22 protein-coding genes and 2 pseudogenes are annotated in these 22,707 nt (G+C 64.5%); 14 read left to right on the forward strand and 10 right to left on the reverse strand.

Going from position 1 to position 22,707, the window contains the following annotated elements:
• The first annotated feature begins 47 nt into the window (after positions 1-47).
• From AAFN46_RS06445 to queD, 3 genes are all read left to right on the forward strand, one after another.
• The gene (locus tag AAFN46_RS06445) at positions 48-1,127 is read left to right on the forward strand and encodes a patatin-like phospholipase family protein (protein ID WP_347807860.1); all 1,080 of its coding nucleotides are present in this window, start codon (positions 48-50) and stop codon (positions 1,125-1,127) included.
• 23 nt (positions 1,128-1,150) lie between these two features.
• The gene (locus AAFN46_RS06450; RefSeq protein ID WP_347807861.1) at positions 1,151-1,513 is read left to right on the forward strand and encodes a DUF5329 domain-containing protein; all 363 of its coding nucleotides are present in this window, start codon (positions 1,151-1,153) and stop codon (positions 1,511-1,513) included.
• Between the two features lie 69 nt (positions 1,514-1,582).
• Positions 1,583-1,939, forward strand: a complete 357-nt coding sequence (gene queD, locus AAFN46_RS06455) for a 6-carboxytetrahydropterin synthase QueD (protein ID WP_347807862.1) — start codon at positions 1,583-1,585, stop codon at positions 1,937-1,939.
• A gap of 80 nt (positions 1,940-2,019) precedes the next feature.
• Here queD and dcd read toward each other — a convergent pair whose 3' ends face one another.
• Both dcd and apbC read right to left on the reverse strand, forming a co-directional pair.
• A complete protein-coding gene (dcd, locus tag AAFN46_RS06460) occupies positions 2,020-2,586 on the reverse strand; it encodes a dCTP deaminase (RefSeq protein WP_074976654.1) in 567 nt (188 codons plus the stop codon).
• Positions 2,587-3,039: 453 nt separating this feature from the next.
• On the reverse strand, positions 3,040-4,134 hold the full coding sequence (gene apbC, locus AAFN46_RS06465) for an iron-sulfur cluster carrier protein ApbC (protein ID WP_347807863.1): 1,095 nt from the start codon (positions 4,132-4,134) through the stop codon (positions 3,040-3,042).
• Positions 4,135-4,295: 161 nt separating this feature from the next.
• On the opposite strand from apbC, the gene metG reads away from it, so the two are divergent.
• A complete protein-coding gene (gene metG / locus AAFN46_RS06470; RefSeq protein WP_347807864.1) occupies positions 4,296-6,332 on the forward strand; it encodes a methionine--tRNA ligase in 2,037 nt (678 codons plus the stop codon).
• Positions 6,333-6,375: 43 nt separating this feature from the next.
• On the opposite strand, the gene AAFN46_RS06475 is transcribed toward metG, so the two are convergent.
• The 6 genes from AAFN46_RS06475 to AAFN46_RS06500 are packed head-to-tail and all read right to left on the reverse strand — an operon-like array spanning position 6,376 to position 12,523.
• The gene (locus AAFN46_RS06475; RefSeq protein WP_347807865.1) at positions 6,376-6,888 is read right to left on the reverse strand and encodes a GspH/FimT family pseudopilin; all 513 of its coding nucleotides are present in this window, start codon (positions 6,886-6,888) and stop codon (positions 6,376-6,378) included.
• An 11-nt stretch (positions 6,889-6,899) separates the two neighbouring features.
• Positions 6,900-9,908, reverse strand: a complete 3,009-nt coding sequence (locus AAFN46_RS06480; protein ID WP_347807866.1) for a pilus assembly protein PilY — start codon at positions 9,906-9,908, stop codon at positions 6,900-6,902.
• Positions 9,909-9,932: 24 nt separating this feature from the next.
• Positions 9,933-10,412 carry a PilX N-terminal domain-containing pilus assembly protein gene (locus AAFN46_RS06485; RefSeq protein ID WP_347807867.1) on the reverse strand — a complete coding sequence of 160 codons (480 nt, stop codon included), beginning with the start codon at positions 10,410-10,412 and terminating at the stop codon, positions 9,933-9,935.
• Complete coding sequence (locus AAFN46_RS06490; RefSeq protein WP_347807868.1) at positions 10,409-11,569, reverse strand: PilW family protein; 1,161 nt, start codon at positions 11,567-11,569, stop codon at positions 10,409-10,411. Before AAFN46_RS06490 ends, AAFN46_RS06485 begins: the two co-directional genes overlap by 4 nt.
• The gene (gene pilV / locus AAFN46_RS06495) at positions 11,566-12,129 is read right to left on the reverse strand and encodes a type IV pilus modification protein PilV (protein WP_347807869.1); all 564 of its coding nucleotides are present in this window, start codon (positions 12,127-12,129) and stop codon (positions 11,566-11,568) included. The genes AAFN46_RS06490 and pilV overlap by 4 nt, the downstream gene beginning before the upstream one ends.
• A 4-nt stretch (positions 12,130-12,133) precedes the next feature.
• A complete protein-coding gene (locus AAFN46_RS06500; protein WP_347807870.1) occupies positions 12,134-12,523 on the reverse strand; it encodes a type IV pilin protein in 390 nt (129 codons plus the stop codon).
• 480 nt (positions 12,524-13,003) lie between these two features.
• Here AAFN46_RS06500 and rsxA point away from each other — a divergent pair, with 480 nt between their 5' ends.
• The 8 genes from rsxA (at position 13,004) to AAFN46_RS06540 (ending at position 20,023) form a co-directional block, all read left to right on the forward strand.
• Positions 13,004-13,588: an electron transport complex subunit RsxA gene (rsxA, locus tag AAFN46_RS06505; RefSeq protein ID WP_347807871.1), complete on the forward strand. Its 585-nt coding sequence runs from the start codon at positions 13,004-13,006 to the stop codon at positions 13,586-13,588.
• Positions 13,585-14,160 (forward strand): electron transport complex subunit RsxB, encoded by a 576-nt coding sequence (gene rsxB, locus AAFN46_RS06510; protein WP_347807872.1) that lies wholly within the window; start codon positions 13,585-13,587, stop codon positions 14,158-14,160. Before rsxA ends, rsxB begins: the two co-directional genes overlap by 4 nt.
• Entirely contained in the window at positions 14,157-16,619 is a 2,463-nt protein-coding gene (gene rsxC, locus AAFN46_RS06515) for an electron transport complex subunit RsxC (protein WP_347807873.1), read from the forward strand. Before rsxB ends, rsxC begins: the two co-directional genes overlap by 4 nt.
• Before the next feature lie 110 nt (positions 16,620-16,729).
• Entirely contained in the window at positions 16,730-17,761 is a 1,032-nt protein-coding gene (locus AAFN46_RS06520) for an RnfABCDGE type electron transport complex subunit D (RefSeq protein ID WP_347807874.1), read from the forward strand.
• A 2-nt stretch (positions 17,762-17,763) separates the two neighbouring features.
• Entirely contained in the window at positions 17,764-18,399 is a 636-nt protein-coding gene (gene rsxG, locus AAFN46_RS06525; protein WP_347807906.1) for an electron transport complex subunit RsxG, read from the forward strand.
• Positions 18,392-19,099: an electron transport complex subunit E gene (locus AAFN46_RS06530; protein WP_347807875.1), complete on the forward strand. Its 708-nt coding sequence runs from the start codon at positions 18,392-18,394 to the stop codon at positions 19,097-19,099. Before rsxG ends, AAFN46_RS06530 begins: the two co-directional genes overlap by 8 nt.
• Positions 19,096-19,734: an endonuclease III gene (gene nth, locus AAFN46_RS06535; RefSeq protein ID WP_347807876.1), complete on the forward strand. Its 639-nt coding sequence runs from the start codon at positions 19,096-19,098 to the stop codon at positions 19,732-19,734. Before AAFN46_RS06530 ends, nth begins: the two co-directional genes overlap by 4 nt.
• A gap of 106 nt (positions 19,735-19,840) precedes the next feature.
• Positions 19,841-20,023 (forward strand): hypothetical protein, encoded by a 183-nt coding sequence (locus AAFN46_RS06540; protein WP_347807877.1) that lies wholly within the window; start codon positions 19,841-19,843, stop codon positions 20,021-20,023.
• Between the two features lie 41 nt (positions 20,024-20,064).
• Here AAFN46_RS06540 and AAFN46_RS06545 read toward each other — a convergent pair.
• Both AAFN46_RS06545 and AAFN46_RS06550 read right to left on the reverse strand, forming a co-directional pair.
• A pseudogene (locus AAFN46_RS06545) lies at positions 20,065-20,349 on the reverse strand (IS4 family transposase); the annotation flags it as partial.
• A pseudogene (locus AAFN46_RS06550) lies at positions 20,333-21,105 on the reverse strand (IS3 family transposase); the annotation flags it as partial. The pseudogenes AAFN46_RS06550 and AAFN46_RS06545, both read right to left, overlap by 17 nt.
• Before the next feature lie 107 nt (positions 21,106-21,212).
• Here AAFN46_RS06550 and AAFN46_RS06555 point away from each other — a divergent pair.
• Both AAFN46_RS06555 and AAFN46_RS06560 read left to right on the forward strand, forming a co-directional pair.
• Entirely contained in the window at positions 21,213-21,557 is a 345-nt protein-coding gene (locus AAFN46_RS06555; protein WP_347807878.1) for a metalloregulator ArsR/SmtB family transcription factor, read from the forward strand.
• Between the two features lie 38 nt (positions 21,558-21,595).
• Positions 21,596-22,600 carry an ArsJ-associated glyceraldehyde-3-phosphate dehydrogenase gene (locus tag AAFN46_RS06560; protein ID WP_347807879.1) on the forward strand — a complete coding sequence of 335 codons (1,005 nt, stop codon included), beginning with the start codon at positions 21,596-21,598 and terminating at the stop codon, positions 22,598-22,600.
• Positions 22,601-22,707 lie beyond the last annotated feature (107 nt).

Genomic DNA, 22,707 nt, shown 5'->3' on the forward strand with positions numbered 1-22,707 from the left:
GACAGGCCAGGCCACTATAATCGCGCGCTGGCAACATGGAGCCGAGCATGAGCGCCATTCATATCAAGTCCCCCGCCCTCAGCCTGCGCGCCGGCAAGCGCGCCCTCGCGCGCATCCGCGAACGCGGCCTGCAGCCGGCCGACGTCGGCATTCTGCCGGGCGCCGCCGGTGGCCCCAAGGGCCTCGGCATCCAGGGGCTGGATCTGGCGCTGTTCGGCGACTGGCTGCCGCGGGCACCGCGCGAACGCAGCCTGATCGGCGCCTCCATCGGCTCCTGGCGCTTCGCCAGCGCCTGCCTGCCGGATGCCTGCGTCGGCATCCGCCGCCTGGGCGAGCTGTATACCGGCCAGCGCTACGCCAAGGGCGTGAGCATGGCCGAGGTCTCGCGCAGCTGCGTGCGCCTGCTGGACGACCTGCTGGAGGGCCAGGACGCCGCCGTGCTGAACAACCCACTGTACCGCCTGAACGTGATGGTGGTGCGCAGCCACGGCCTGCTGCGCCACGACCACCGTGGCAAGCTCGGCCTGGGCCTGTCCTCGGTGATCGGCAACAACCTGCTCGGCCGCAGCCGCCTGGGTCGCCACTTCGACCGGGTGATACTGCACGACGCCCGCCAGGCCCCGCCGCTGGCCGCGCTGAACGACTTCCGCTCGCACTTCCACACCCTGGCCGAGAGCAACCTGCGCCAGGCCCTGCTGGCCTCCGGCTCGATTCCCATGGTGATGGAAGCGATCCGCGACATCCCCGGCCTCGAAGCCGGCGCCTATCGCGACGGCGGCCTGCTCGACTATCACCTCGATCTGCCCTACCGGAGCGATGGCGTGGTGCTCTACCCGCACTTCACCGACAAGGTGATTCCGGGTTGGTTCGACAAGAGCCTGCCCTGGCGCCGTGGCGACGGCGAGCGCCTGCAGGACGTACTGTTGCTGGCGCCGTCGCGCGAGTACCTGGCGCGCCTGCCCCACGGCAAGCTGCCGGACCGCAGCGACTTCAAGCGCTACCTGGGCGACGACGAGGGCCGCGAGCGCTACTGGCGCAAGGCGATGGCCGAGAGCCAGCGCCTCGGCGACGAATTCCTCGAACTGGCCGATAGCGGCAGCCTCGGCGAGCGCCTGCAACCCCTCTGACCGCTCACCGCAAGGAAACCATCATGTCCCTCAGCAGAGCCCTGGCCCTCTCCACCCTGCTCCTCTGCGGCCCGGCCCAGGCGGGTCTGGATGCCCAGGGCCGCCAGGAGGTCGATGCCCTGCTCGCCTTCGTCGAGCACAGCGGCTGCCTGTTCATCCGCAACGGCAGCGAGCATCAACCCGCCGACGCGCGCCGGCATCTGCAGAAGAAGCTCGACTACCTGCAGGACAAGGGCCTGATCGACTCGCCCGAGGACTTCATCGCCCGCGCCGCGAGCGAGAGCAGCATGAGCGGCGAGCCCTACCGGGTGAACTGCCAGGGCCGCCTGCAACCCTCGGCCGGCTGGCTCAATGCCGAGCTCAATCGCCTGCGGCAGGCTCGCTAAGCCCTCGAACTGGTAAACTGAGCGGCGAGCCTCACGCCGCGCAGCGGCCTATCCAGCAGAGCGTTTACCTTGGAACTGTTCAAAGAATTCACCTTCGAGTCCGCCCACCTGCTGCCCCATGTGCCAGCCGGCCACAAGTGCGGCCGCCTGCACGGGCACTCCTTCCGCGTCGCCGTCTACATCGAGGGCGAGGTCGACGCCCATACCGGCTGGATTCGCGACTTCGCCGAGATCAAGGCGATCTTCAAGCCGATCTACGAGCGCCTCGACCACAATTACCTCAACGAAATCCCCGGCCTGGAGAACCCCACCAGCGAAAACCTGGCCAAGTGGATCTGGCAGGAGCTCAAGCCGCTGCTGCCGGAACTCTCGCGCATCCGCGTGCACGAGACCTGCACCAGCGGCTGCGAGTACCGCGGCGACTGAGCGGCCCCGGCCGCAGCAACGAAAAAGCCCCTGGTCGCTCGCGCGCCAGGGGCTTTTTGCTGTGGGGCGAGGCCGAGGGGTCAGGCCTTGGGCAAGGTCACGCCGGTCTGGCCCTGGTACTTGCCGCCGCGGTCCTTGTACGACACCTCGCAGGCCTCGTCGGACTGCAGGAACAGCATCTGCGCCACGCCTTCGTGGGCGTAGATCTTCGCCGGCAGGTTGGTGGTGTTGGAGAACTCCAGGGTCACGTGGCCTTCCCACTCCGGCTCCAGCGGGGTGACGTTGACGATGATGCCGCAGCGCGCGTAGGTGCTCTTGCCCAGGCAGATGGTCAGCACGTCGCGCGGGATGCGGAAGTACTCGACGGTGCGGGCCAGGGCGAAGGAGTTCGGCGGGATGATGCAGACGTCGCTGTTGATGTCGACGAAGCTCTTCTCGTCGAAGTTCTTCGGGTCGACCACCGCCGAATGGATGTTGGTGAACACCTTGAATTCGGCCGCGCAGCGCACGTCGTAGCCGTAGCTGGAGACGCCGTAGGAAATCACCCGGCTGTCGTCGGCGCCGCGAATCTGGCGCTCGACGAAGGGCTCGATCATCCCGTGTTCGAGGGCCATGCGGCGAATCCACTTGTCCGATTTGATGCTCATGGCGGGCGTCCTGAAGCTGTTGGCTGAAAAATGATCGCGCATATTACCGGGAGGCGCGGCACGGTTCAAAGGTCCCCGTAGGTGCGTAATGCTGTTCACTTAGCAGCATCACGGCCACGGTCGGACTTTTCTTGGTTCAGGTCTGCGGCTGTTGTGCTCCCTCTCCCCCTGGGAGAGGGCCGGGGTGAGGGACTCGCCGAAACGGCCGCACCCCCAGCCCCTCTCCCGACGGGAGAGGGGAGCACTTAGGCGGGAGAATATCCAAGCGAGGGCATTGCGCAGTATGCCCTCAGGCAGACACAAGCCAGAAAAACGCCACGGTTCTATAAAGAAGTCGCGGCGTTTTCTTAAGTGAACAGCATTACCCATAGGAGCGAGTTCTGCTCGCGAACCTGTCACCATAAGAGCTTCGCGAGCAAATGACGCGGCGTCCCCCCGTTCCACAATGCGCCCTCAGTCGTCGGATATCTCGATGCTAGGCATCGCCTGCGCGCCAAGTCCGGCCTGGGCGATACGCGCACCGACGCTGCGCGCCATTTCCTGATAGATCATCGCCAGCTGGCTCTCGGTGTCGGCCACCACGGTCGGCTTGCCGCCGTCGGCCTGCATGCGGATGGCCATGGACAGCGGCAAGGAGGCCAGCAGGTCGACGCCGTACTGGGCGGCCAGCTTCTCGCCGCCGCCCTCGCCGAACAGGTGCTCGCTATGGCCGCAGTTGCTGCAGATATGCACGGCCATGTTCTCCACCACGCCCAGCACCGGGATATTGACCTTGCGGAACATCTCCACGCCCTTCCTGGCGTCCAGCAGGGCCAGGTCCTGCGGGGTGGTGACGATCACGCTGCCGGCCACCGGCACCTTCTGCGCCAGGGTCAGCTGGATATCGCCGGTGCCCGGCGGCATGTCGATCACCAGGTAGTCGAGGTCGTCCCAGGCGGTCTGGGTCACCAGCTGCAGCAGCGCGCCGGAGACCATCGGCCCGCGCCACACCACCGGGGTGTTGTCGTCGGTGAGGAAAGCCATGGACATCACCTGTACGCCATGCGCCTCCAGCGGCACGAAGTACTTCTGCTCGCGCACCTGGGGTCGGGTGCCTTCGGCGATGCCGAACATGATGCCCTGGCTGGGGCCGTAGATATCGGCGTCGAGCATGCCGACCCGGGCGCCTTCGCGGGCCAGGGCCAGGGCCAGGTTGGCGGCCGTGGTGGACTTGCCCACGCCGCCCTTGCCGGAAGCCACGGCGATGATGTTCTTCACATTGGCCAGGGCAGGCACCTGATCCTGGGCCTTGTGCGGCGCGATGGACACGTCCACCTGCACCTTGGCCGATTCCACGCCGTCCAGGCCTTCCAGGGCCATCTGCAGCATCTGCGCCCAGCCGTTCTTGAACAGCCCGGCGGCGTAACCCAGTTCCAGACGCACGACGACCCTGCCGCCCTGGATATCGACCTCGCGCAGGCAGCCGGCGCTGACCGGGTCCTGGTTCAGGTGGGGATCGGTGAACTGGCGCAGGCGGGCTTCGACGGCTTCGCGGGTGACAGTGCTCATGGCAACTCCAACGGCAGGGCAAATCAGGCCGGCATCATACCAGCAGCCACGAGCTTCAAGCCGCAAGCAAACGGCGCTTTTGCTTGCCGCTTGTAGCTTGAGGCTTGCAGCTTCCCTTATAGTTGCCGACTTCCCTCGTAACACCCGATGGCCCGATCACCATGTCCGAAGCCCGCAAGATTCTCGTCACCAGCGCCCTGCCCTACGCCAACGGCTCGATCCACCTCGGCCATATGCTCGAGTACATCCAGACCGACATGTGGGTGCGCTTCCAGAAGCTGCGCGGCCACCAGGCCATCTATGTGTGCGCCGACGACGCCCACGGCTCGGCCATCATGCTGCGCGCCGAGAAGGAAGGCATCACCTCCGAGCAGCTGATCGCCAATGTACAGGCCGAGCATATGGCCGACTTCGCCGATTTCGGGGTGAACTTCGACAACTACCACTCGACCCACTCGCAAGAGAACCGCGAGCTGTCCGCCGCCATCTACCTCAAGCTGCGCGATGCCGGGCATATCGCCACCCGTTCGGTGACCCAGTACTTCGACCCCGAGAAGGGCATGTTCCTCGCCGACCGCTTCATCAAGGGCACCTGCCCCAAGTGCGCGGCCGAGGACCAATACGGCGACAACTGCGAGAAGTGCGGCGCCACCTATGCGCCGACCGAGCTGAAAAACCCGAAGTCCGCCATCTCCGGCGCCACCCCGGTGCTCAAGGACTCCAAGCACTTCTTCTTCAAGCTGCCGGACTTCGAGGCCATGCTCAAGCAGTGGACCCGCTCCGGCACCCTGCAGGAAGCGGTGGCCAACAAGATCGCCGAATGGCTGGATGCTGGCCTGCAGGAGTGGGACATCTCCCGCGATGCGCCCTACTTCGGCTTCGAGATCCCGGACGAGCCAGGCAAGTACTTCTACGTCTGGCTGGACGCGCCGATCGGCTATATGGCCAGCTTCAAGAACCTCTGCGCCAAGCGCCCGGAGCTGGACTTCGACGCGTTCTGGAGCAAGGACTCCAGCGCCGAGCTGTACCACTTCATCGGCAAGGACATCGTCAACTTCCACGCCCTGTTCTGGCCGGCCATGCTCGAAGGCGCCGGCTACCGCAAGCCGACCGCGGTGAACGTGCACGGCTACCTGACCGTCAACGGCCAGAAGATGTCCAAGTCGCGCGGCACCTTCGTCAAGGCACGCACCTACCTGGACCACCTGAACCCGGAATACCTGCGCTACTACTACGCCAGCAAGCTGAGCCGTGGCGTGGATGACCTCGACCTCAACCTCGAGGACTTCGTGCAGAAGGTCAACTCCGACCTGGTCGGCAAGGTGGTCAATATCGCCAGCCGCTGCGCCGGCTTTATCCACAAGGGCAACAACGGCGTGCTGGTCGCCGCCAACCCCGAGCCGGAGCTGTGGGCCGCCTTCCAGGCCGCCGCGCCGAGCATCGCCGACGCTTACGAGGCCCGCGATTTCTCCCGTGCCATGCGCGAGATCATGGCCCTGGCCGACCGTGCCAACGCCTGGATCGCCGACAAGGCGCCCTGGGCGCTGAACAAGGCCCCCGGCAAGCAGGCCGAGGTGCAGGAAATATGCGCCCTGGGCATCAACCTGTTCCGCCAGCTGGTGATCATGCTCAAGCCGGTGCTGCCGAAGCTGGCCGCCGATGCCGAGGCCTTCCTCAACGTCGCGCCGCTGACCTGGAATGATCTGGCCGCGCCGCTGGCCAACCACCCGCTCAACCCGTTCAACCCGCTGCTGACCCGTATCGAACCCGCGAAGATCGAAGCCATGACCGAAGCCTCCAAGGAAGACCTCGCCGCCGAATCCAGCAAGCCTGCTGGCAATGGCGAACTGACCAAGGACCCACTGGCCGCCGAGATCAACTTCGACGCTTTTGCAGCAGTAGACCTGCGTATCGCCCTGATCGAGAAGTGCGAGTTCGTCGAGGGTGCCGACAAGCTGCTGCGCCTGACCCTGGACATCGGCGACGAGAAGCGCAACGTGTTCTCCGGCATCAAGTCCGCCTACCCGGACCCGAGCCAGCTGGAAGGCCGCCTGACCCTGTACGTGGCCAACCTGGCCCCGCGCAAGATGAAGTTCGGCGTTTCCGAAGGCATGGTCCTGGCTGCCGGCCCCGGCGGCGAGGAGATCTACCTGCTCAGCCCGGACAGCGGCGCCAGGCCGGGACAGCGGGTGAAGTGACGCGGGCCACGCCTACTCCCCCCTTCCGGAGGAAGGCCAGCTATCAGGAGCCCGTTGGGCAACTCCCTGCACTGGTCTTCTTCACTCGCGTGCGGCCTGTGGCAGAAACGGACACCTCGCGCTCCTGACTACCGACTGGCGATGCCCGACACACCAACAGTGTCGTTTGTGTGGAACCGAACCCACTGGGCTGGAAGGACAGCGCAGTAACGGCCGAGCTCATCTGATAGCCCGAGGCGGTCGCCTGACGATGGCGCAGCACGCTGCTGCCACTCAGCACAATCCAGCCCTGCGCCCAATTAGTCGAATTAGCGCAGCTGCTGCCATTAGAGGAAGGACAGAGAGTCACCACGGCATTGCGCTTCTTCGCCTCGCCGCGCGCCAATTGCACGCTGGCGGCGAAATCATTGGCGTAAGTGCGCAGCCGTGTAGACAGGATGAAATTGTCGAACGCCGGTATCGCCAGCCCCACGAGTATCGCCAGGACGGCTAACGCCGTCATCAGCTCCACCAGGGAGAAGCCATCTGCGTCGAGGCCAGCAAGCCGTCTTGCCATGACCTACCCTCCTAGTCCTCGACGTTCCAGTAGACCCGCGCCGTAGGCTGCAGCACAGACAGCGGCTGCACGGGCGGGCTGCCCTCGAGCGGCGAATTGGGGTTGGCGCCGATGACGAAAGGCACCGTACGGCCATCATCCAACGTCACCATGCCCGCGACCGGCGAAGGTGGCAGGCCATCACCGGCCAGGTCCAGGTAGCGCTGGCCGTTATTGCCCTCGGCATTCAGATAACTGATGTTGTATACCCGCGCCTCCCCGAGGCTGCTGCACACACCGGGCGTCGCCACTGCCGGCTGGTGGGTGCTGAAGGTCACCACACCGAACACGGTTATCGCCGAGGTCACGACTTGCTCGGTCGAGCTCAAACCCAGGTACCAACCCTTCTTCGTTGCCAGCGTGCTCGCGCTGGGCGTGGCCGAACTGGTGATCGGCAGCAGGGAGCTCAGGCACAGTTGAGCGGCCCCGCAATTTGCGACTTCGCTCGTCAACCAGGCCGAGTCGTTTGGCCTATCGCGCAGCATGAAGAAGTAATTGGTGGCACTGGAAGCAGCCGTGTAGCTGAGCAAGGGCTTCTCCCGGTCACCCGAACCGAGCAGGAGGACATAGTCCGAGCCGTCCTGAACGACATCCGGCGCAAACATGAACTTGCGGTTCGGCCCCAGCGCGGCAATCTTGACCATGCTCCAGGATGCCGGTGCAGCGGTGCCCATGGTGATGCGGTAGACGTTTCCACCCAGGTCCGCCACGTAACCGTAGATGCCCAGGCCGCTACTGTCCGGCACTACGAATATCTCGGACACGACACTGCGATCCGTGTCGAACGTGCGCAGCAGACTTCCCGTATCTGCGTCGAGCACATAGACCTTGTTGCCCTTGGTGGAACTGGTGCAACTGTGCGGGTCGGCGTCTTCGCAAGTATCGTATCCCCCGCCCATGATCAGCATGGGCGAGGCGCCCGAACCATAGCCAGCCGTCTTGATGACCTTGGGCGCCGACCAGGTCTGGCCAATGCCGCTGAACCCCGAACTGCAGTCGACATCGCTCACCGCGCCTGAAGCCGGGAAGTTGTTCGGGCAGCCTCGCTTCCACTTCAGGGTGGGCGCTCCCCTTGCCGACACGTCGAACGCGTAGAGCACACGCCCACCACGGCGCATGGTGGAATACAACCAGGCATTGCTGCCTTGCTTGTAGGCAGTCACGGCACCGTCCATGCCATAGGATTTCGGCGTACCACTGCTACTGCCCGGGAAACTGATGGTGCTGGTGTTGTCGTACAGCCGCTTGATGTTGCCGAAGAACTCCGGCGGCATGAATGACCACAGCTCACTGCCCGCAGTGAAACCGATCTGGCTGTCAGTCCTATTGCCGTTTATTGCGCGCAGCACACCGTCGTTGCCGCCGTAGAACACCACAACCTCCGGCGATGCATCGGTACCGTAGTTGATCGCCACTGGCCGTGAATGCACCACATCGCCATGCACGGATGGTCGTACTTCGGTGGTGTTGCCGTTGCCATTTTCCTCCAGCAGATCCTGGCCACGGGCCCAAGTGATCAGGTCGCTTCGTGCGGTGGCGTCGGCTGCGCCGAGGCTCGCCTGGGTAATGTCGGCATTGGTGGTACTGAAGGACGTCAGCGAAGTGCAACTGCCGAAGGTCCGCGAACAGGTGTACACCGTGCGCGTGGCCGCGTTGCGCAGGCGATGTCCCTGGGCCCCTTTCTCCACCACGTTTCCATCCGGATAGTTGGAGACGTCGGAACCGGCCACCGCGAGGCATTCGCCACGGGGACTGAACGTCCAGTAGTTGTCGACCGCCGAAGGCGTCCAGAAACTACGCGCACATTCGGTGATGAATCCCGTTGCGCTGTTGATCGCGCTCGTATCGTTGGCATCCAGCAAGCGCAGATCATTGTTGATCAGGCCGAGCTTGTATTGCTTGAGATTGCCGAACCAACGCGGAAAGGAATCCTGGTCCGGGCGGAACATGCCGACATACACCTGATTGAGAAAGGTACCCTGGGTATTCACGCTGATCGGCAGGCTGACCGAAGCAAAGACACTGTTCACCGCCTGGATCTCGGAGAAGATCGCATTCAAGGCGTTGACGATTTGCGAACCGCCCGAGCCGCTGCTGACATCGAAGTATTTACCGCCGCTGACGCGGGCCATGCTTTGCAGCAACGCGGTCCAGCCCGGTCCCTGACCGGTGGTGATCTTGTCGATATCCACCGTATAGGTCGTCACGCCCAAACTGTGCTTCTTCATGAAGCGAGTCCATTCGTCGGCGACGTTGCTCTGGGAGCCGCTGGGAGTGATCGGGATAGTAGTGGTGGAGCCGCCGGCCGCCGCCAAGGCGTTGGTGGACTGCACGGTATCGGCATTATTGTCCTGGGCGGCGCCGTTGCTGATGTAGATGATGAAGTTCTTGGCACAGCCGGCGACAATCGGCGAGAGATAGGTGCTGCTGCCCTTGCTGGCCAGGGCATTCCCGGCCACGGCATAGATGGCATCGGAGGCGGCATTTACCCCAGTGTTGCCGGTGAAGTCGGTCTTCGCCTTGTTATTGCCGGCGTGTGGCGTGCCTGCAGAGAAGTAGAGATAGGCCTCCTGCATGGCCTTGCCGACCTTGCCGCCGTTCGACTTGTCGTCGTTCTGGTGCAGGCTGTTGACCAGGGCCTGCATGCGCGTCTTGTGCGCGGCTGTCAGCGGGCGGATGGCCGCCCTCACATAGGCGCCATCATTGCCGGAATTGCCGCCGCCACTTTCGGTGAACATCATCACACCGACACGGAACTTGTCCGGCGGCAGTGCGTTGATCACAGACACCAGGGCCGCCTTCTCGTTGGCGAATGGCTGGTTCCAGTTGGCGGTATTGTCCAGAACGATCAAGACGTTGGGCGCTTCCGTGACGCTGCTGGGATTGCCAACGAACAGGTCGATGTCCTCGGCGTACGACCGCTCGGCCATCACCATGGCGCTCATCGCGAGCAGGAGAGCCTTGCAGATGATCGATTTCATAACGCATACCTCATGACAGCTAGCTCAAGGACAGATCGCGTTCTTGACCGACTCGGAAAGCAAGACACGCACTCCGGAACGCACCCGCACCGAAGCCCCACTGACCGGATCCTGCACCGCGGCGACAATTTCCCAGATGGTGTTCCAGGTATTGTTCGACATCCCTTGCAAGCCCATGCTGCTCGGCGGGGCCACGCTGGCTACCCGCGCCCTGACACATACGGGTTGGGATACCTGCACCACATAGTCGGCCGAGCCGTTCTGGTTCATATCCACACTGATGGATTGAGCCGCCGGGGCGGTCGTGAAGGACGAACCGATGACCTGCTCAATGGCCGTGTCGGCTGCCGCCAGCGCTTCGCTGCGCCACTGCTGGCTGCCTACGCCCTCCAGGTTCGTTGTACTGAGGGTGAAGCTCGACGAGACCATCAAGGTCATGAGCAACAGCATGATCAGGGTGATGACCAGAGCCATTCCCTGCTGCCGCCGGGGCAAGCTGTTCATGGAGTTTCCCTCCTGCCAGACACATTGGTCAGGCGAACGGTGGTCGAATAGACGTGGCGCTGAAAGTTGTCATTGAAGGGGCCGTAGGTCTGCCCGGCGAGTGTGTACTGTTGGCTGGAGACGTACCCCGGCGTAGGTTCGAGATTGCGCACCAGGAGGTAGACCTTCACCACCACGCTGTCGACCATGTTGCACAGCGCGGGCTTGGTCGGGTCCATATCGCATGCCGGCGTGATGGCTGAGGAGCAGGTAGTCGAGGTGCAACTACGATCCGCCGCGCCATCGCCTCGATTGGTCGGAGACGAGCGACTCTGCGGGTTGGCCCAGGTGATTGCCTGGGTGTGGCTGACCGCCTGATTGGCGTCGCTGCGGTCATCCACGCCAAACTCGAAACGCATGGCCTCGACGCCTTCCACCATGGCCACGGCGGGTTGCTGCACCAGACTCCCAGCCTGCAAGTCGAAGGAGGACTGCATGAGGGTGGGAATACCGTCGCCAGGATCCAGGGCGTAGTTGCGCAGGTAATAGATGTTGTTGACGAACTTGCGGATCTCGGCAGTTGTGGTGCAGTCCCGCCGAGTCAATGTGAGCCCCGCGTCAGACAGTTGATAACGCGCCTCGGCCTCGCAGAAGGAGGTCTGCCAGTACAGTTTTCCGGCGGTGAGCGCCTCGCAATTGGCCGCGCCAGCGACGCAGTTCTGCACATGCCGCACTACCAATACGTCGCTATTGGGTTGCTTGTCGGGCAGTTGGCTCGAGCAGCCAGACGGGACATCGGCATACAACGCCACCGGGACGCCAATCAGGTTTTCCCGGTGCTGACTGGTCCAAGATGCATAGGCCAGGCATGGCGACGGTATATCCCGGGGATAGTCGGCGGGCGCCCCGGTGAGCGTCATGTCGTCGAAATTCGGGATGTAACCGTTCCAGAACCCCGCGTGCATCAGGTCGTCACGCAGTAACTGTATGGCCAGGCGACCGTTTTCGATTTGGGTATTGGTCTTGGCCAGCTCGTTATTGCTGCGGCTCATATCCACATAGAGCGTGAGGGTAGCGGCAGTGATGACAAGACCGATCGCCATCGCCACCATCAACTCGATGAGACCGAAGCCTCCGGTCGACCGCTGCGGATGCATGAGGGCAGGCGAGTTCTTCATAGCGGTGCGATCCGTACCAGAGTGGTCACCACGCGGCGGCAGCGGTCGCCGGTGCACGAGCTGCCCGCGCTGTCGTAGCTATTGCGCCCGCAGGCTGCGCCGGCGGGAGGCGCCGTCAACGGCGCCAGGCCCTGCCAGGCCACCGTGATCAGATACTGATTGCTCCCCAGCGACTCCACGCAACCCCGCCCGCCCAGCATGGCGCCGACACGTGAACCACTGGCACCTAGGGTTTCGGCGGCACCCTGCAGCTCCTCGCACCATTCCTTGAGGTCGCGATCCCGCTGAGTCGTGGTCGTAGACTGGCAGCTCATCCCGGCGCCGACAGGATTGGCGCCACCCGTCACGTAGCTGGCAGCCGCATTCCGGTTGGCCGCCAGTCGCTGCGCCATATCCTCGAGCAGGATCAGCGCCTGGGAGCGTTGGTAGGTTTCCATCTCCGATTCCTGTAAGCGCGCTTGGAGCCCCATCACGCCCAGTAGACCGATGGCCAGGATGACCATGGTGACCAGCACCTCGACCAAACTGACTCCACGCTGCGAGAAGATCGACTGACGCATGGGCTCACCACTTACCCGCCGGGGTTTTCACCCCCTGGCTGTTGAGCGTGAGGGCACCGTCACTGGCCTGCGCCCCCTGGGGAGTGAAGGTGAGGGTGAAGCTGGGAGCAGATCCGGCGCCTAGGGTGACGGTATAGGTGTAGGCCGCGCTGACATCCGCCGGCAGCGTGTAACCGCTGTTCTCCAGGGTCGTCTTGTCGGCATAGGCGCGGTTGGCCAGCAGAAACTGTTTCTGCCGGTTGGCGATGTCCATCATCGCCGCCTGAGCGGCGGAACGCTTGCCGCGGATGACATGCTGCTGATAGCTCGGCCAGGCGATGGCCGCGAGAATGCCGATGATCGCTATGACGATCATCAACTCGATCAGGGTAAAGCCGCGCAACTGTCGAGACACACAAGGACTCCTTCTGCGAACTTCAAGCCCGCCATGCGGGCAATCGCGGCACTCCTTGCACGGTTGAACTCGTTCCCTCGACTTGAGCCTAGAGCAGGTTTCGTAAACGTATTCCTGATAGCGCGATGAATGGTCGAAGCGTTGGCTCAAAGGTTCTTTTTAATGACTGAGCGGTTATTATCGGAACACTAAGTCCATTTGGCAATATGCGTACCTCCTCTATATCCGTCAGCGAAATATTCGAATCCGTCCACAGGGCAAATGTTCGCCACGCATCCTCGATGCACCTGCAGCGAGGCATCCCGTGCCTTGCCAAGCCAGCGCTGGCAGCCGCGCCGCACAAGCGGAACGCCCAATCGCCTGCTGCGGATACCGCCCTCACGACAAGCAGCAGTGAGGGCGGTGCGGCACTTGTATGCCCTCGGGGCCTTCCCGATAATGACTGCCCCTTTCCCTGACCCTGCGTACAACGGCAATCCCATGACCGACCTCCTCCTGATCATGGTCAGCGCCATCCTGGTCAACAATTTCGTGCTGGTGCAGTTCCTCGGCCTCTGTCCGTTCATGGGTGTGTCGAAGAAGATCGAGACCGCCATCGGCCTGTCCCTGGCCACCACTTTCGTCCTCACCCTGGCCGCCATGTGCAGCTACCTGGTGCAGGAGTACGTGCTGGAGCCGCTGGGCCTGGAGTTCCTGCGCACCATCAGTTTTATCCTGGTGATCGCCGTCACCGTGCAGTTCACCGAGATGGTGGTGCACAAGACCAGCCCCCTGCTCTACCGCGTGCTGGGCATTTTCCTGCCGCTGATCACCACCAACTGCATCGTCCTCGGCGTGGCCCTGGTCAATGCCAACAAGGCCGAGTTCACCTTTATCAGCGCCACCGCCAACGGCTTCGCCGCCGGCATCGGCTTCTCCCTGGTGCTGGTGCTGTTCGCCGCCATGCGTGAGCGCATCGCCATCGCCGACGTGCCCAAGCCGTTCCAGGGCGCTTCCATCGGCATGATCACCGCCGGGCTGATGTCCCTGGCGTTCATGGGCTTCGCCGGGCTGATCAAACTATGAGCCTGGTCCTGATTGCCGTTCTCGCCCTGCTCGGCCTGTGCCTGCTCGGCGGCGCCATCCTTGGCTTCGCCGCCGTGCGCTTCAAGGTCGAGGGCGATCCCATCGCCGAGCAGATCAACGCCCTGCTGCCGCAGACCCAGTGCGGCCAGTGCGGCTACCCAGGCTGCAAGCCCTACGCCGAGGCCATCGCCAGCGGCGACAAGATCAACAAGTGCCCCCCCGGCGGCGAGGCCACCATCGCCGCCCTGGCCGACCTGCTCGACGTCGAGCCGGAACCGCTGGACGCCGTCGAGGGCGAGAAACCGCAGATGGTCGCGGTGATCCGCGAGGCCGAGTGCATCGGCTGCACCAAGTGCATCCAGGCCTGCCCGGTGGACGCCATCGTCGGTGCGGCCAAGCAGATGCACACGGTGATCGCCAGCGAGTGCACCGGCTGCGACCTGTGCGTCGAGCCCTGCCCGGTGGACTGCATCGACATGGTGGAAGTCGGCGGCAGCGTGCAGAGCTGGAAATGGCAGCTGCCGCTGGCCCCCGGCCGGCTGATCGCCAGTGACCGGGAGCAGGCCGCATGAGCGCCCACGAACGCATCTGGGACATTCCCGGCGGCATCCACCCGGCCGAACGCAAAGAACTGTCCAACCGCACGCCGATCCAGCGCGCGCCGCTGCCCAAGCGCCTGATCCTGCCGCTGGGCCAGCATATCGGCGCCGCCGCCGAGCCCTGCGTGGCGGTGGGCGAGCGCGTGCTCAAGGGCCAGAAGATCGCCGCGGCCAACGGTTTCGTCAGCGCCGCCGTGCATGCGCCGACCTCCGGCACCGTGAGCTTCATCGGCCCGCAGCCCTACCCGCATGTCTCCGGCATGCTGGCGCCGGCCATCGTCATCGACAGCGACGGCCTGGAGCAGTGGATCGAGCTGACGCCCCAGCCCGACTACCGCCATATGGATTCGACCGAGCTGCTGGAGCTGATCCGCGAGGCCGGCATCAACGGCCTCGGCGGCGCCGGCTTCCCCACGGCGGTCAAGCTCACCGCGCGGCCGACGCAGAAGATCCACACCCTGATCATCAACGGCACCGAGTGCGAGCCCTATATCACCGCCGACGATCTGCTGATGCGCGAACGCGCCGTCGAGCTGGTGTCCGGCATCGATATCCTGGTGCAGTTGATCCAGCCCGAGGAAGTGCTGATCGGCATCGAGGACAACAAGCCCGAGGCCATCGCCGCCGTGCGCGGCGCCCTGAGCGAGCGCAGCTACCGGCTCAAGGTGTTCCCCACCAAGTACCCGTCCGGCGGCGAGAAGCAGCTGATCCAGATTCTCACCGGCGTGGAGGTGCCTTCCGGCGGCCTGCCGGCCGATATCGGCATGCTCTGCCAGAACGTCGGTACCTGCGTGGCGATTCACGATGCCGTGCTGCTGGGCAAGCCGCTGATCTCGCGGATCACCACCCTGACCGGCGAAGCCCTGGCGCGGCCGGGCAATGTCGAGGCACTGCTCGGCACTCCGGTGGAAGAGTTGCTGGCCTTCGCCGGGCTCGACCATGGCAAGCTCCATCGCCTGGTGATGGGCGGGCCGATGATGGGCTTCACCCTGCCCGAGCTCGGCGTGCCGCTGGTCAAGACCGCCAACTGCCTGCTGGCCGGCACCGCCAGCGAGCTGCCCACACCGCCGCCGGCCATGCCCTGCATCCGCTGCGGCGAATGCGCCGAGGCCTGCCCGGCCAGCCTGCTGCCGCAGCAGCTGCATTTCTTCGCACTCGGCCAGCAGCACGAGCAGCTCAAGGCGCACAACCTGTTCGACTGCATCGAATGCGGCGCCTGCGCCTATGTCTGCCCCTCCAGCATCCCGCTGGTGCAGTACTACCGCGCCGCCAAGGGCGAGATCCGCGAGCTGGAGCAGAAGCAACAGAAGGCCGAGCACTCCAAGCAGCGCTTCGAACTGCGCCAGGAACGCCTGCGCCGTGAGGAAGAACGCAAGGAGGCCGAACGCCAGGCCCGCGCCGAACGCGCCGCCAAGGCCAAGGCGGCGCAAGCCGAGGCCGCTGCAGCGGCACCCGCCAGCGCCGCGCCGAGCGCCGCCGACGAGCAGCTCAAACGCCTGAAGATCGAGGCCAGCATGGCCCAGGTCGCGCTGAAGAAGGCCGAGAAGCAGCTGGCCCTGCACGACACCGACGAGCTCAAGACCCAGGTCGCCGAACTGCGCAGCGCCGCCGAGGCCGCGCAGAAAGCCTTGGAAGCCGCCCAGGCCAGCGCAGCGCCCCCAACTGCCACCGCACCGGCCAACGACGAGGCGCTGAAGAAGGCCAAGATCGAAGCCGCCATGCTCAAGGCCCAGCTGCGCAAGCTGGAAAAGCTCGAAGCCCCGACGCCTGAGCAACAGGCCGAACTGGAGCAGGCTCGCAGCAAGCTGGCCCAGGCCGAGAAAGCGCTGGAGCAACTGCAATCCGCAGCGCCTGCACCATCCGCCGCCGCACCGGCCAACGACGAGGCGCTGAAGAAGGCCAAGATCGAAGCCGCCATGCTCAAGGCCCAGCTACGCAAGCTGGAAAAGCTCGAAGCGCCCAGCGCCGAGCAGCAGGCCGAACTGGAACAGACTCGCGCCAAGCTGGCCGAAGCCGAGAAGGAGCTGGAGCAGCTGCAATCCGCAGCACCTGCCCCCGCCAAGTCCGTCGACGACAGCGAACTGAAAAAGGCCAAGATCGAGCTGGCGATGAAACGCGCCGAGCTGAAGAAAGCCGAAAAAGCTGGGGCCGACGAGAGCGAGCTGGAGCGACTGCGCCAGGCCCTGACTGCAGCGGAACAGGCCCTGCATGCCGCCGAGGGCGCCTCCGGCAAACCGGCGCCCGAGCTGGTGCGCACCGAGAAGCCCGGCGTCGATACCGCGCTCAAGGCGCTGAAGACCGAAGTGGCCTTCGCCCGCGCCGACCTGCGCAAGCTGGAGCGCGACGAAAGCGCCGCAGCCGAAGCCCTCGACGCCGCACGGACACGGCTCAACGCAGCCGAACAGAAACTGGCGGAACACCAAAGCCCGTAGCCCGGATGCAATCCGGGTGAATGGCCCAGCAACACCCCGGATTGCATCCGGGCTACAGAACATGAGCATGCCGCTCTGACGGCACAAGGCAATACAACGACGGAGCGCCGATGGCCCTGCCCCGCATCACCTCGCCCCACGCCAAGGGCAGCAACAAGACCCAGCGCGTCATGCTGCTGGTCGCGGCCGCCTGCGCGCCGGGCACCCTGGTGCTGACCTGGCTGTTCGGCGTCGGCACCCTGGTCAACCTGCTCTGGGCCTGCCTGGTGGCCATCGCCTGCGAGGCGGCCATCCTCGCCGTGCGCAAGCGCCCGCTGGCATTCTTCCTCAAGGACGGCAGTGCCCTGGTCACCGCCGTGCTGCTGGCCTTGGCCTTGCCGCCTTATGCGCCCTGGTGGTTGACCCTGGTCGCCGTCGGTTTTGCCATAGTCTTCGGCAAACAGCTGTATGGCGGCCTGGGGCAGAACCCGTTCAACCCGGCCATGCTCGGTTACGTGGTGGTGCTGATCTCCTTCCCCATTCCCATGACCAGCTGGCCGGCGCCGCACAGCGTCGGCATCGGCGAGGGCATCCAGCAGATCCTCGGCCTGGCCGCCCTGCCGGATGGCTGGAGCCAGGCCACCGCGCTGGATACGCTGAAAATCAACAAGAGCCTGACCCTCGACGAACTGTGGGCACAGAGCCCGGCCTTCGGCAGCTTCGGCGGCAAGGCCGTGGAATGGGTCAACCTGGCCTTCCTGCTCGGCGGCCTGTTCCTGCTGTACAAGAAAGTCATCGCCTGGCACGCACCGGCCGGTATGCTCGGCGCCCTGTTCGTCATGAGCCTGCTGTTCTGGAACGGCTCGGGCTCGGACTCCAACGGCTCGCCGTTGTTCCACCTGCTGACCGGCGCCACCATGCTCGGCGCCTTCTTCATCGTCACCGACCCGGTCAGCGGCGCCACCAGCAACCTGGGGCGGATCATCTTCGGCGCCGGCGTCGGCGTGCTGGTCTACGTCATCCGCGCCTGGGGCGGCTATCCGGATGGCGTGGCCTTCGCCGTCCTGCTGATGAACCTGGCCGCGCCAACCATCGACTACTACACCCGCCCGCGCACCTACGGCCACCGCAAGGCCGAGCGCGGCTTCAAGCTGGGAGAATGAGCGTGCTGCCGGAAGTCTCCCGCTCCATGCTGAAGAACGCCGCCGTGCTGGGCCTGTTCGCCGTCGCCACGGTCGGCGTGGTCGCCGCCATCCAGCAGGGCACCGCCCCGCGCATCGCCGCCGCCGAGCGCGAAGCCCAGGTGCAGGCACTGGCGCAGATCCTGCCGGCCGGCAGCTACGACAATCACCTGCTCGACAGCAGCCGTCTGGTGCAGGACGAACTGCTCGGCAACAGAAACCCGGCCCCCGCCTACCTGGCCACTCTGGGCGGCCAGCCCAGCGCGGTGATCCTGCAGGTCACCGCGCCGGACGGCTACAGCGGCTCGATCAAACTGCTCGTGGGCATTCTTGCCGACGGCCGCCTGGCCGGCGTGCGCGCCCTGCAGCATCGCGAGACCCCAGGCCTGGGCGACAAGATCGAGCTGGCCAAGAGCCGCTGGATTCTCGGCTTCGACGGCCAGTCGCTGAGCCAGCCCGACGAAGCCGGCTGGGCGGTGAAGAAGGACGGCGGCCAGTTCGACCAGCTCGCCGGCGCCACCATCACCCCGCGCGCAGTGATCAAGGCCGTGCACAAGGCGCTGCAATACTTCGACAAGCACAAGGCCGAGTTGCTGACCCCGGAGGCCGCCCATGGCTAGTTTCCGCGAAATCGCCGTCAACGGCCTGTGGAAGAACAACCCCGGCCTGGTGCAGCTGCTCGGCTTGTGCCCACTGCTGGGAGTGAGCAACTCAGTGGTCAACGCCCTCGGCATGGCCATCGCCACCGCCGTGGTGCTGACCTGCTCCAACGCTGCCGTGGCGCTGATCCGCCGCCAGGTCACCGACGCCGTGCGCCTGCCGGCCTTCGTCATGATCATCGCCGCGCTGACCACCTGCATCGAACTGCTGATGCAGGCCTTCACCTACGAGCTGTACCAGATCCTCGGCATCTTCATCCCGCTGATCACCACCAACTGCGTGATCCTCGGCCGCGCCGAGGCCTTCGCGGCGAAGAACGGCGTGGCCCACGCCAGCTTCGACGGCCTGATGATGGGCATCGGCTTCGGCGGCGTGCTGCTGGCCATCGGCGCGGCGCGCGAGCTGCTAGGCACCGGCATGCTGTTCGCCAACATGCAGCTGCTGTTCGGCCCGATCGCCGCAGACTGGAAACTGACCCTGCTGCCCGGCTACCAGGGCTTCCTGCTGGCCATCCTGCCGCCGGGCGCATTCCTCGTGCTGGGCCTGCTGATCGCCCTGAAGAACCGCATCGACGAGCGCCTGGCCGAACGCGCCAAAGCCGAGGAGCCGGCCGCACCGGCCGTCAGCCGCCGCGTGCGAGTCACCGGAGTCATCGAATGAACGCCGCCAAGCGCCTGGAGATCTTCCGCCGCCTGCACGAGGACAACCCGGAGCCGAAGACCGAGCTGGCCTACAGCACGCCCTTCGAGCTGCTGGTGGCGGTGACCCTGTCGGCCCAGGCCACCGACGTCAGCGTCAACAAGGCCACCGCCAAGCTGTTCCCGCTGGCCAACACCCCGGAAGCCATCTACGCCCTGGGCGTCGAGGGCCTGTCCGAGTACATCAAGACCATCGGCCTGTACAACAGCAAGGCGAAGAACGTCATCGAGGCCTGCCGCATCCTCATCGAGAAGCATGGCAGCCAGGTGCCGGACAACCGCGAGGACCTCGAAGCCCTGCCCGGTGTCGGCCGCAAGACCGCCAACGTGGTGCTCAACACGGCCTTCCGCCAACCGGCCATGGCGGTGGATACGCATATCTTCCGCGTCAGCAATCGCACCGGCCTCGCTCCCGGCAAGAACGTGCTGGAGGTGGAGAAGAAGCTGCTCAAGTTCGTGCCCAAGGACTATCTGCTGGACGCCCACCACTGGCTGATCCTGCATGGCCGCTACGTCTGCACCGCGCGCAAGCCGCGCTGTGGCGCCTGCCGCATCGAGGATCTGTGCGAGTACAAGGCCAAGACCTCGGACGATTGAGCCGCCTTTTCGAGCGCATTACTCCGATTGAAAAAATCTTTTTTACCGCCTCTGTCTTTGCCGCTATAAGGTGCGCCATCAGCATTCCGAAATCTGGAGTGGACCCATGAGCAGTGACAAAGAAGAACTCGAACTGGACGATGACTTCGTCGCCGAGGACAGCGAAGAAGGCGGCGAACGCGTGGTCGAAGTGGCCAAGACCAACCTGACCAAGCGCCGCATCATCGACAATCTGCTGGAAGAGCGTCGGCTGCAGAGACAGCTGAACGACTACGACTTCGACTTCTAGAATCGAACGCATGAAAAAGCCCCGCTTCCGCGTAATGCTGTTCACTTAAGTGGCGCAGCCTTCCGATCTACTGGGTAGCGGGTCTTTGAAACCTTCACCGTCCTTGGCCTTGCTGGCCTTGGACGGTGATCCAGAAACAGCCCGCTGATTCCCGCCCTCAACTCCGACAATAAGCGCCCAGTCGCAGAAATCGGGCTGACCGCCGCCATCACGATCAATTACACGGCGATATATTGGGCGCCCGGCTTGAGGCGTATGTCAGATGGAGAGTGACCAAAGGCCACCGCCGCCTGAATCGCTCCGGATTTTCTAGATACTCTCCAAGCTCTGGAAATAGCGCTTTTCAAACTCTACTGGCGATAGCTGCATAGCCCTGCTGTACCGGCGTTTGGAGTTATAAAACATCTCGATGTAATCGAACACATCACTACGGGCTTCTTCGCGGGTGCCGTAGGTTTTCCGTCGGATGCGCTCCCGCTTCAGTAACTGGAAAAGCTTTCCGAAACCGCGTTGTCGTGGCAGTTGCCGCGTCGACTCATGCTGCTGATTAGGTTGTTGGCCTTGAGGAAGTTCTGCCAGTCCGAGTTGCTGAACTGGCAGAACTTCACCGCCTGCTTTGGCTTACGCCGCCAGATCGCCATCAGCAACGCATCGATGGCCAGGTCGCTGCACACCCGTGGCTTCATCGACCAGCCAATTACCTGGCGCGAAAACAGATCCAGCACCACTGCCAAGTACAACCAGCCTTCAGAGGTGCGAATGTAAGTGATGTCGGTGACCCAGACATTGTTCGGCTCGCTGACGTTGAACTGCCGTTCCAGGCGGTTGGGCGAGGCCTCCATCAGCTTGCCTCCGTAATACCCAGGCCGCCGACGATAGCCGGTCTGCGAGCACAGCCCCTCCACGCGCATCAGGCGAGCCACGCGGTGCCGGCCACAGGACTCCCCCAGTTCACGCAGGTCGTCGTGAATCTTGCGGTATCCGTAAACTCCGCCGCTCCCCAACCAGGCATGCTTGATCAATCCAAGTAGGCACAGAGCTTCCTTGGCGCGCGCGGATTCCGGTTCGGCCAGCCAGGCGTAGTGAATCGCCCCAATTTATTTTCTCCGTTCGATCCGTTTCGGTTTACATTACATATGGAAAACCATATATTCGAAAAACCATATCTATTGCAGCGGAGGTTTCCTCCATGACCCCGACCAGTCTGTTCAAGTGCCTGGCGGACGAGACCCGCGCCCGCCTGATGCTGCTGATCGCCCGCGAGCAGGAGCTGTGCGTGTGCGAGCTGACCTGCGCGCTGGGCGAGAGCCAGCCCAAGATATCCCGCCACCTGGCGCAGTTACGCACCTGCGGCCTGCTGGCGGATCGCCGCCAGGGCCAGTGGGTCTACTACCGCCTGCACCCCGAGTTGCCCGAGTGGGTCGGCCAGACCCTGGCCACGGTGCTGCAGGCCAACCAGCACTGGCTCGACCCCGACGCCGAGCGCCTCGACGCCATGGGCAATCGCCCGCAGCGGCAGGCGAGCTGCTGCTGAAAGACCGATATTTCCCACCTCACCCGAAGGCAATCAATATGACCCTCAAAGTCGGCATCAACGGATTCGGCCGCATCGGTCGCCTGGCCCTGCGCGCCGCATGGAACTGGCCGGAGCTGGAGTTCGTGCGGATCAACGACCCGGCCGGCGACGCCGCCACCCACGCCCACCTGCTCAGCTTCGACTCGGTGCACGGCCGCTGGCAGCACGAGGCCGGCAGCGACGGCGACTACGTGCTGATCGACGGCAAGCGCATCCGCGTGACCACCAACAAGGCCATCGCCGATACCGACTGGAGCGACTGCGATCTGGTGCTCGAGGCCAGCGGCAAGATGAAGTCGGTGGAAGTGCTGCAGGCCTACCTGGAGCAAGGCGTGAAGCGCGTGGTGGTCTGTGCGCCGGTCAAGGAAAAGGGCGCACTGAATGTGGTGATGGGGGTCAACGACCATCTGTTCGACCCTGCCCAGCATCGCATCGTCACCGCCGCCTCCTGCACCACCAACTGCCTGGCCCCGGTGGTCAAGGTGATCCACGAGGCACTGGGCATCCGCCACGGCTCGATCACCACCATCCACGACCTGACCAACACCCAGAGCATCCTCGACACGCCGCACAAGGACCTGCGCCGGGCGCGGGCCAGCGGCATGAGCCTGATCCCCACCACCACCGGTTCGGCCACGGCGATTGCCGAGATCTTCCCCGAGCTGCGCGGCAAGCTGAACGGCCATGCGGTGCGCGTGCCGCTGGCCAACGCCTCGCTGACCGACTGCGTGTTCGAGGTCGAGCGGGCGACCACGGCCGAGCAGGTCAACGCCCTGCTCAAGGCCGCCGCAGAGGGCCCGCTCAAAGGCATTCTCGGCTATGAGGAGCGTCCGCTGGTGTCCATCGACTACCGCACCGACCCGCGTTCCTCCATCGTCGATGCGCTGTCGACCCTGGTGGTAGGCGGCACCCAGGTGAAGATCTACGCCTGGTACGACAACGAGTGGGGCTACGCCAACCGCACGGTGGAACTGGCGCGGTTGGTTGGCGCGGCGGGTTGAGTGCAGGGGCGCCCGAGTCCCGGATTGCATCCGGGCTACCGTAACGCAGCCCCTCTCCCCCAGCCCCTCTCCCGCATGCGGGAGAGGGGAGCACAGCCAGAGCAACT

Source organism: Pseudomonas sp. CAU 1711 (assembly GCF_039888625.1).
In the GTDB taxonomy this organism is placed as follows: domain Bacteria; phylum Pseudomonadota; class Gammaproteobacteria; order Pseudomonadales; family Pseudomonadaceae; genus Aquipseudomonas.

Coding starts and splice junctions, on each gene's coding strand:
- AAFN46_RS06450 (WP_347807861.1), top strand. CDS start 1,151: ATGTCCCTCAGCAGAGCCCTGGCCCTCTCCACCCTGCTCCTCTGCGGC.
- AAFN46_RS06445 (WP_347807860.1), top strand. CDS start 48: ATGAGCGCCATTCATATCAAGTCCCCCGCCCTCAGCCTGCGCGCCGGC.
- rsxB (WP_347807872.1), top strand. CDS start 13,585: ATGAGCCTGGTCCTGATTGCCGTTCTCGCCCTGCTCGGCCTGTGCCTG.
- AAFN46_RS06560 (WP_347807879.1), top strand. CDS start 21,596: ATGACCCTCAAAGTCGGCATCAACGGATTCGGCCGCATCGGTCGCCTG.
- rsxA (WP_347807871.1), top strand. CDS start 13,004: ATGACCGACCTCCTCCTGATCATGGTCAGCGCCATCCTGGTCAACAAT.
- AAFN46_RS06475 (WP_347807865.1), bottom strand. CDS start 6,888: ATGGCAAGACGGCTTGCTGGCCTCGACGCAGATGGCTTCTCCCTGGTG.
- nth (WP_347807876.1), top strand. CDS start 19,096: ATGAACGCCGCCAAGCGCCTGGAGATCTTCCGCCGCCTGCACGAGGAC.
- pilV (WP_347807869.1), bottom strand. CDS start 12,129: ATGCGTCAGTCGATCTTCTCGCAGCGTGGAGTCAGTTTGGTCGAGGTG.
- AAFN46_RS06485 (WP_347807867.1), bottom strand. CDS start 10,412: ATGAACAGCTTGCCCCGGCGGCAGCAGGGAATGGCTCTGGTCATCACC.
- metG (WP_347807864.1), top strand. CDS start 4,296: ATGTCCGAAGCCCGCAAGATTCTCGTCACCAGCGCCCTGCCCTACGCC.
- rsxC (WP_347807873.1), top strand. CDS start 14,157: ATGAGCGCCCACGAACGCATCTGGGACATTCCCGGCGGCATCCACCCG.
- AAFN46_RS06555 (WP_347807878.1), top strand. CDS start 21,213: ATGACCCCGACCAGTCTGTTCAAGTGCCTGGCGGACGAGACCCGCGCC.
- AAFN46_RS06520 (WP_347807874.1), top strand. CDS start 16,730: ATGGCCCTGCCCCGCATCACCTCGCCCCACGCCAAGGGCAGCAACAAG.
- AAFN46_RS06490 (WP_347807868.1), bottom strand. CDS start 11,569: ATGAAGAACTCGCCTGCCCTCATGCATCCGCAGCGGTCGACCGGAGGC.
- apbC (WP_347807863.1), bottom strand. CDS start 4,134: ATGAGCACTGTCACCCGCGAAGCCGTCGAAGCCCGCCTGCGCCAGTTC.
- AAFN46_RS06540 (WP_347807877.1), top strand. CDS start 19,841: ATGAGCAGTGACAAAGAAGAACTCGAACTGGACGATGACTTCGTCGCC.
- AAFN46_RS06530 (WP_347807875.1), top strand. CDS start 18,392: ATGGCTAGTTTCCGCGAAATCGCCGTCAACGGCCTGTGGAAGAACAAC.
- AAFN46_RS06480 (WP_347807866.1), bottom strand. CDS start 9,908: ATGAAATCGATCATCTGCAAGGCTCTCCTGCTCGCGATGAGCGCCATG.
- dcd (WP_074976654.1), bottom strand. CDS start 2,586: ATGAGCATCAAATCGGACAAGTGGATTCGCCGCATGGCCCTCGAACAC.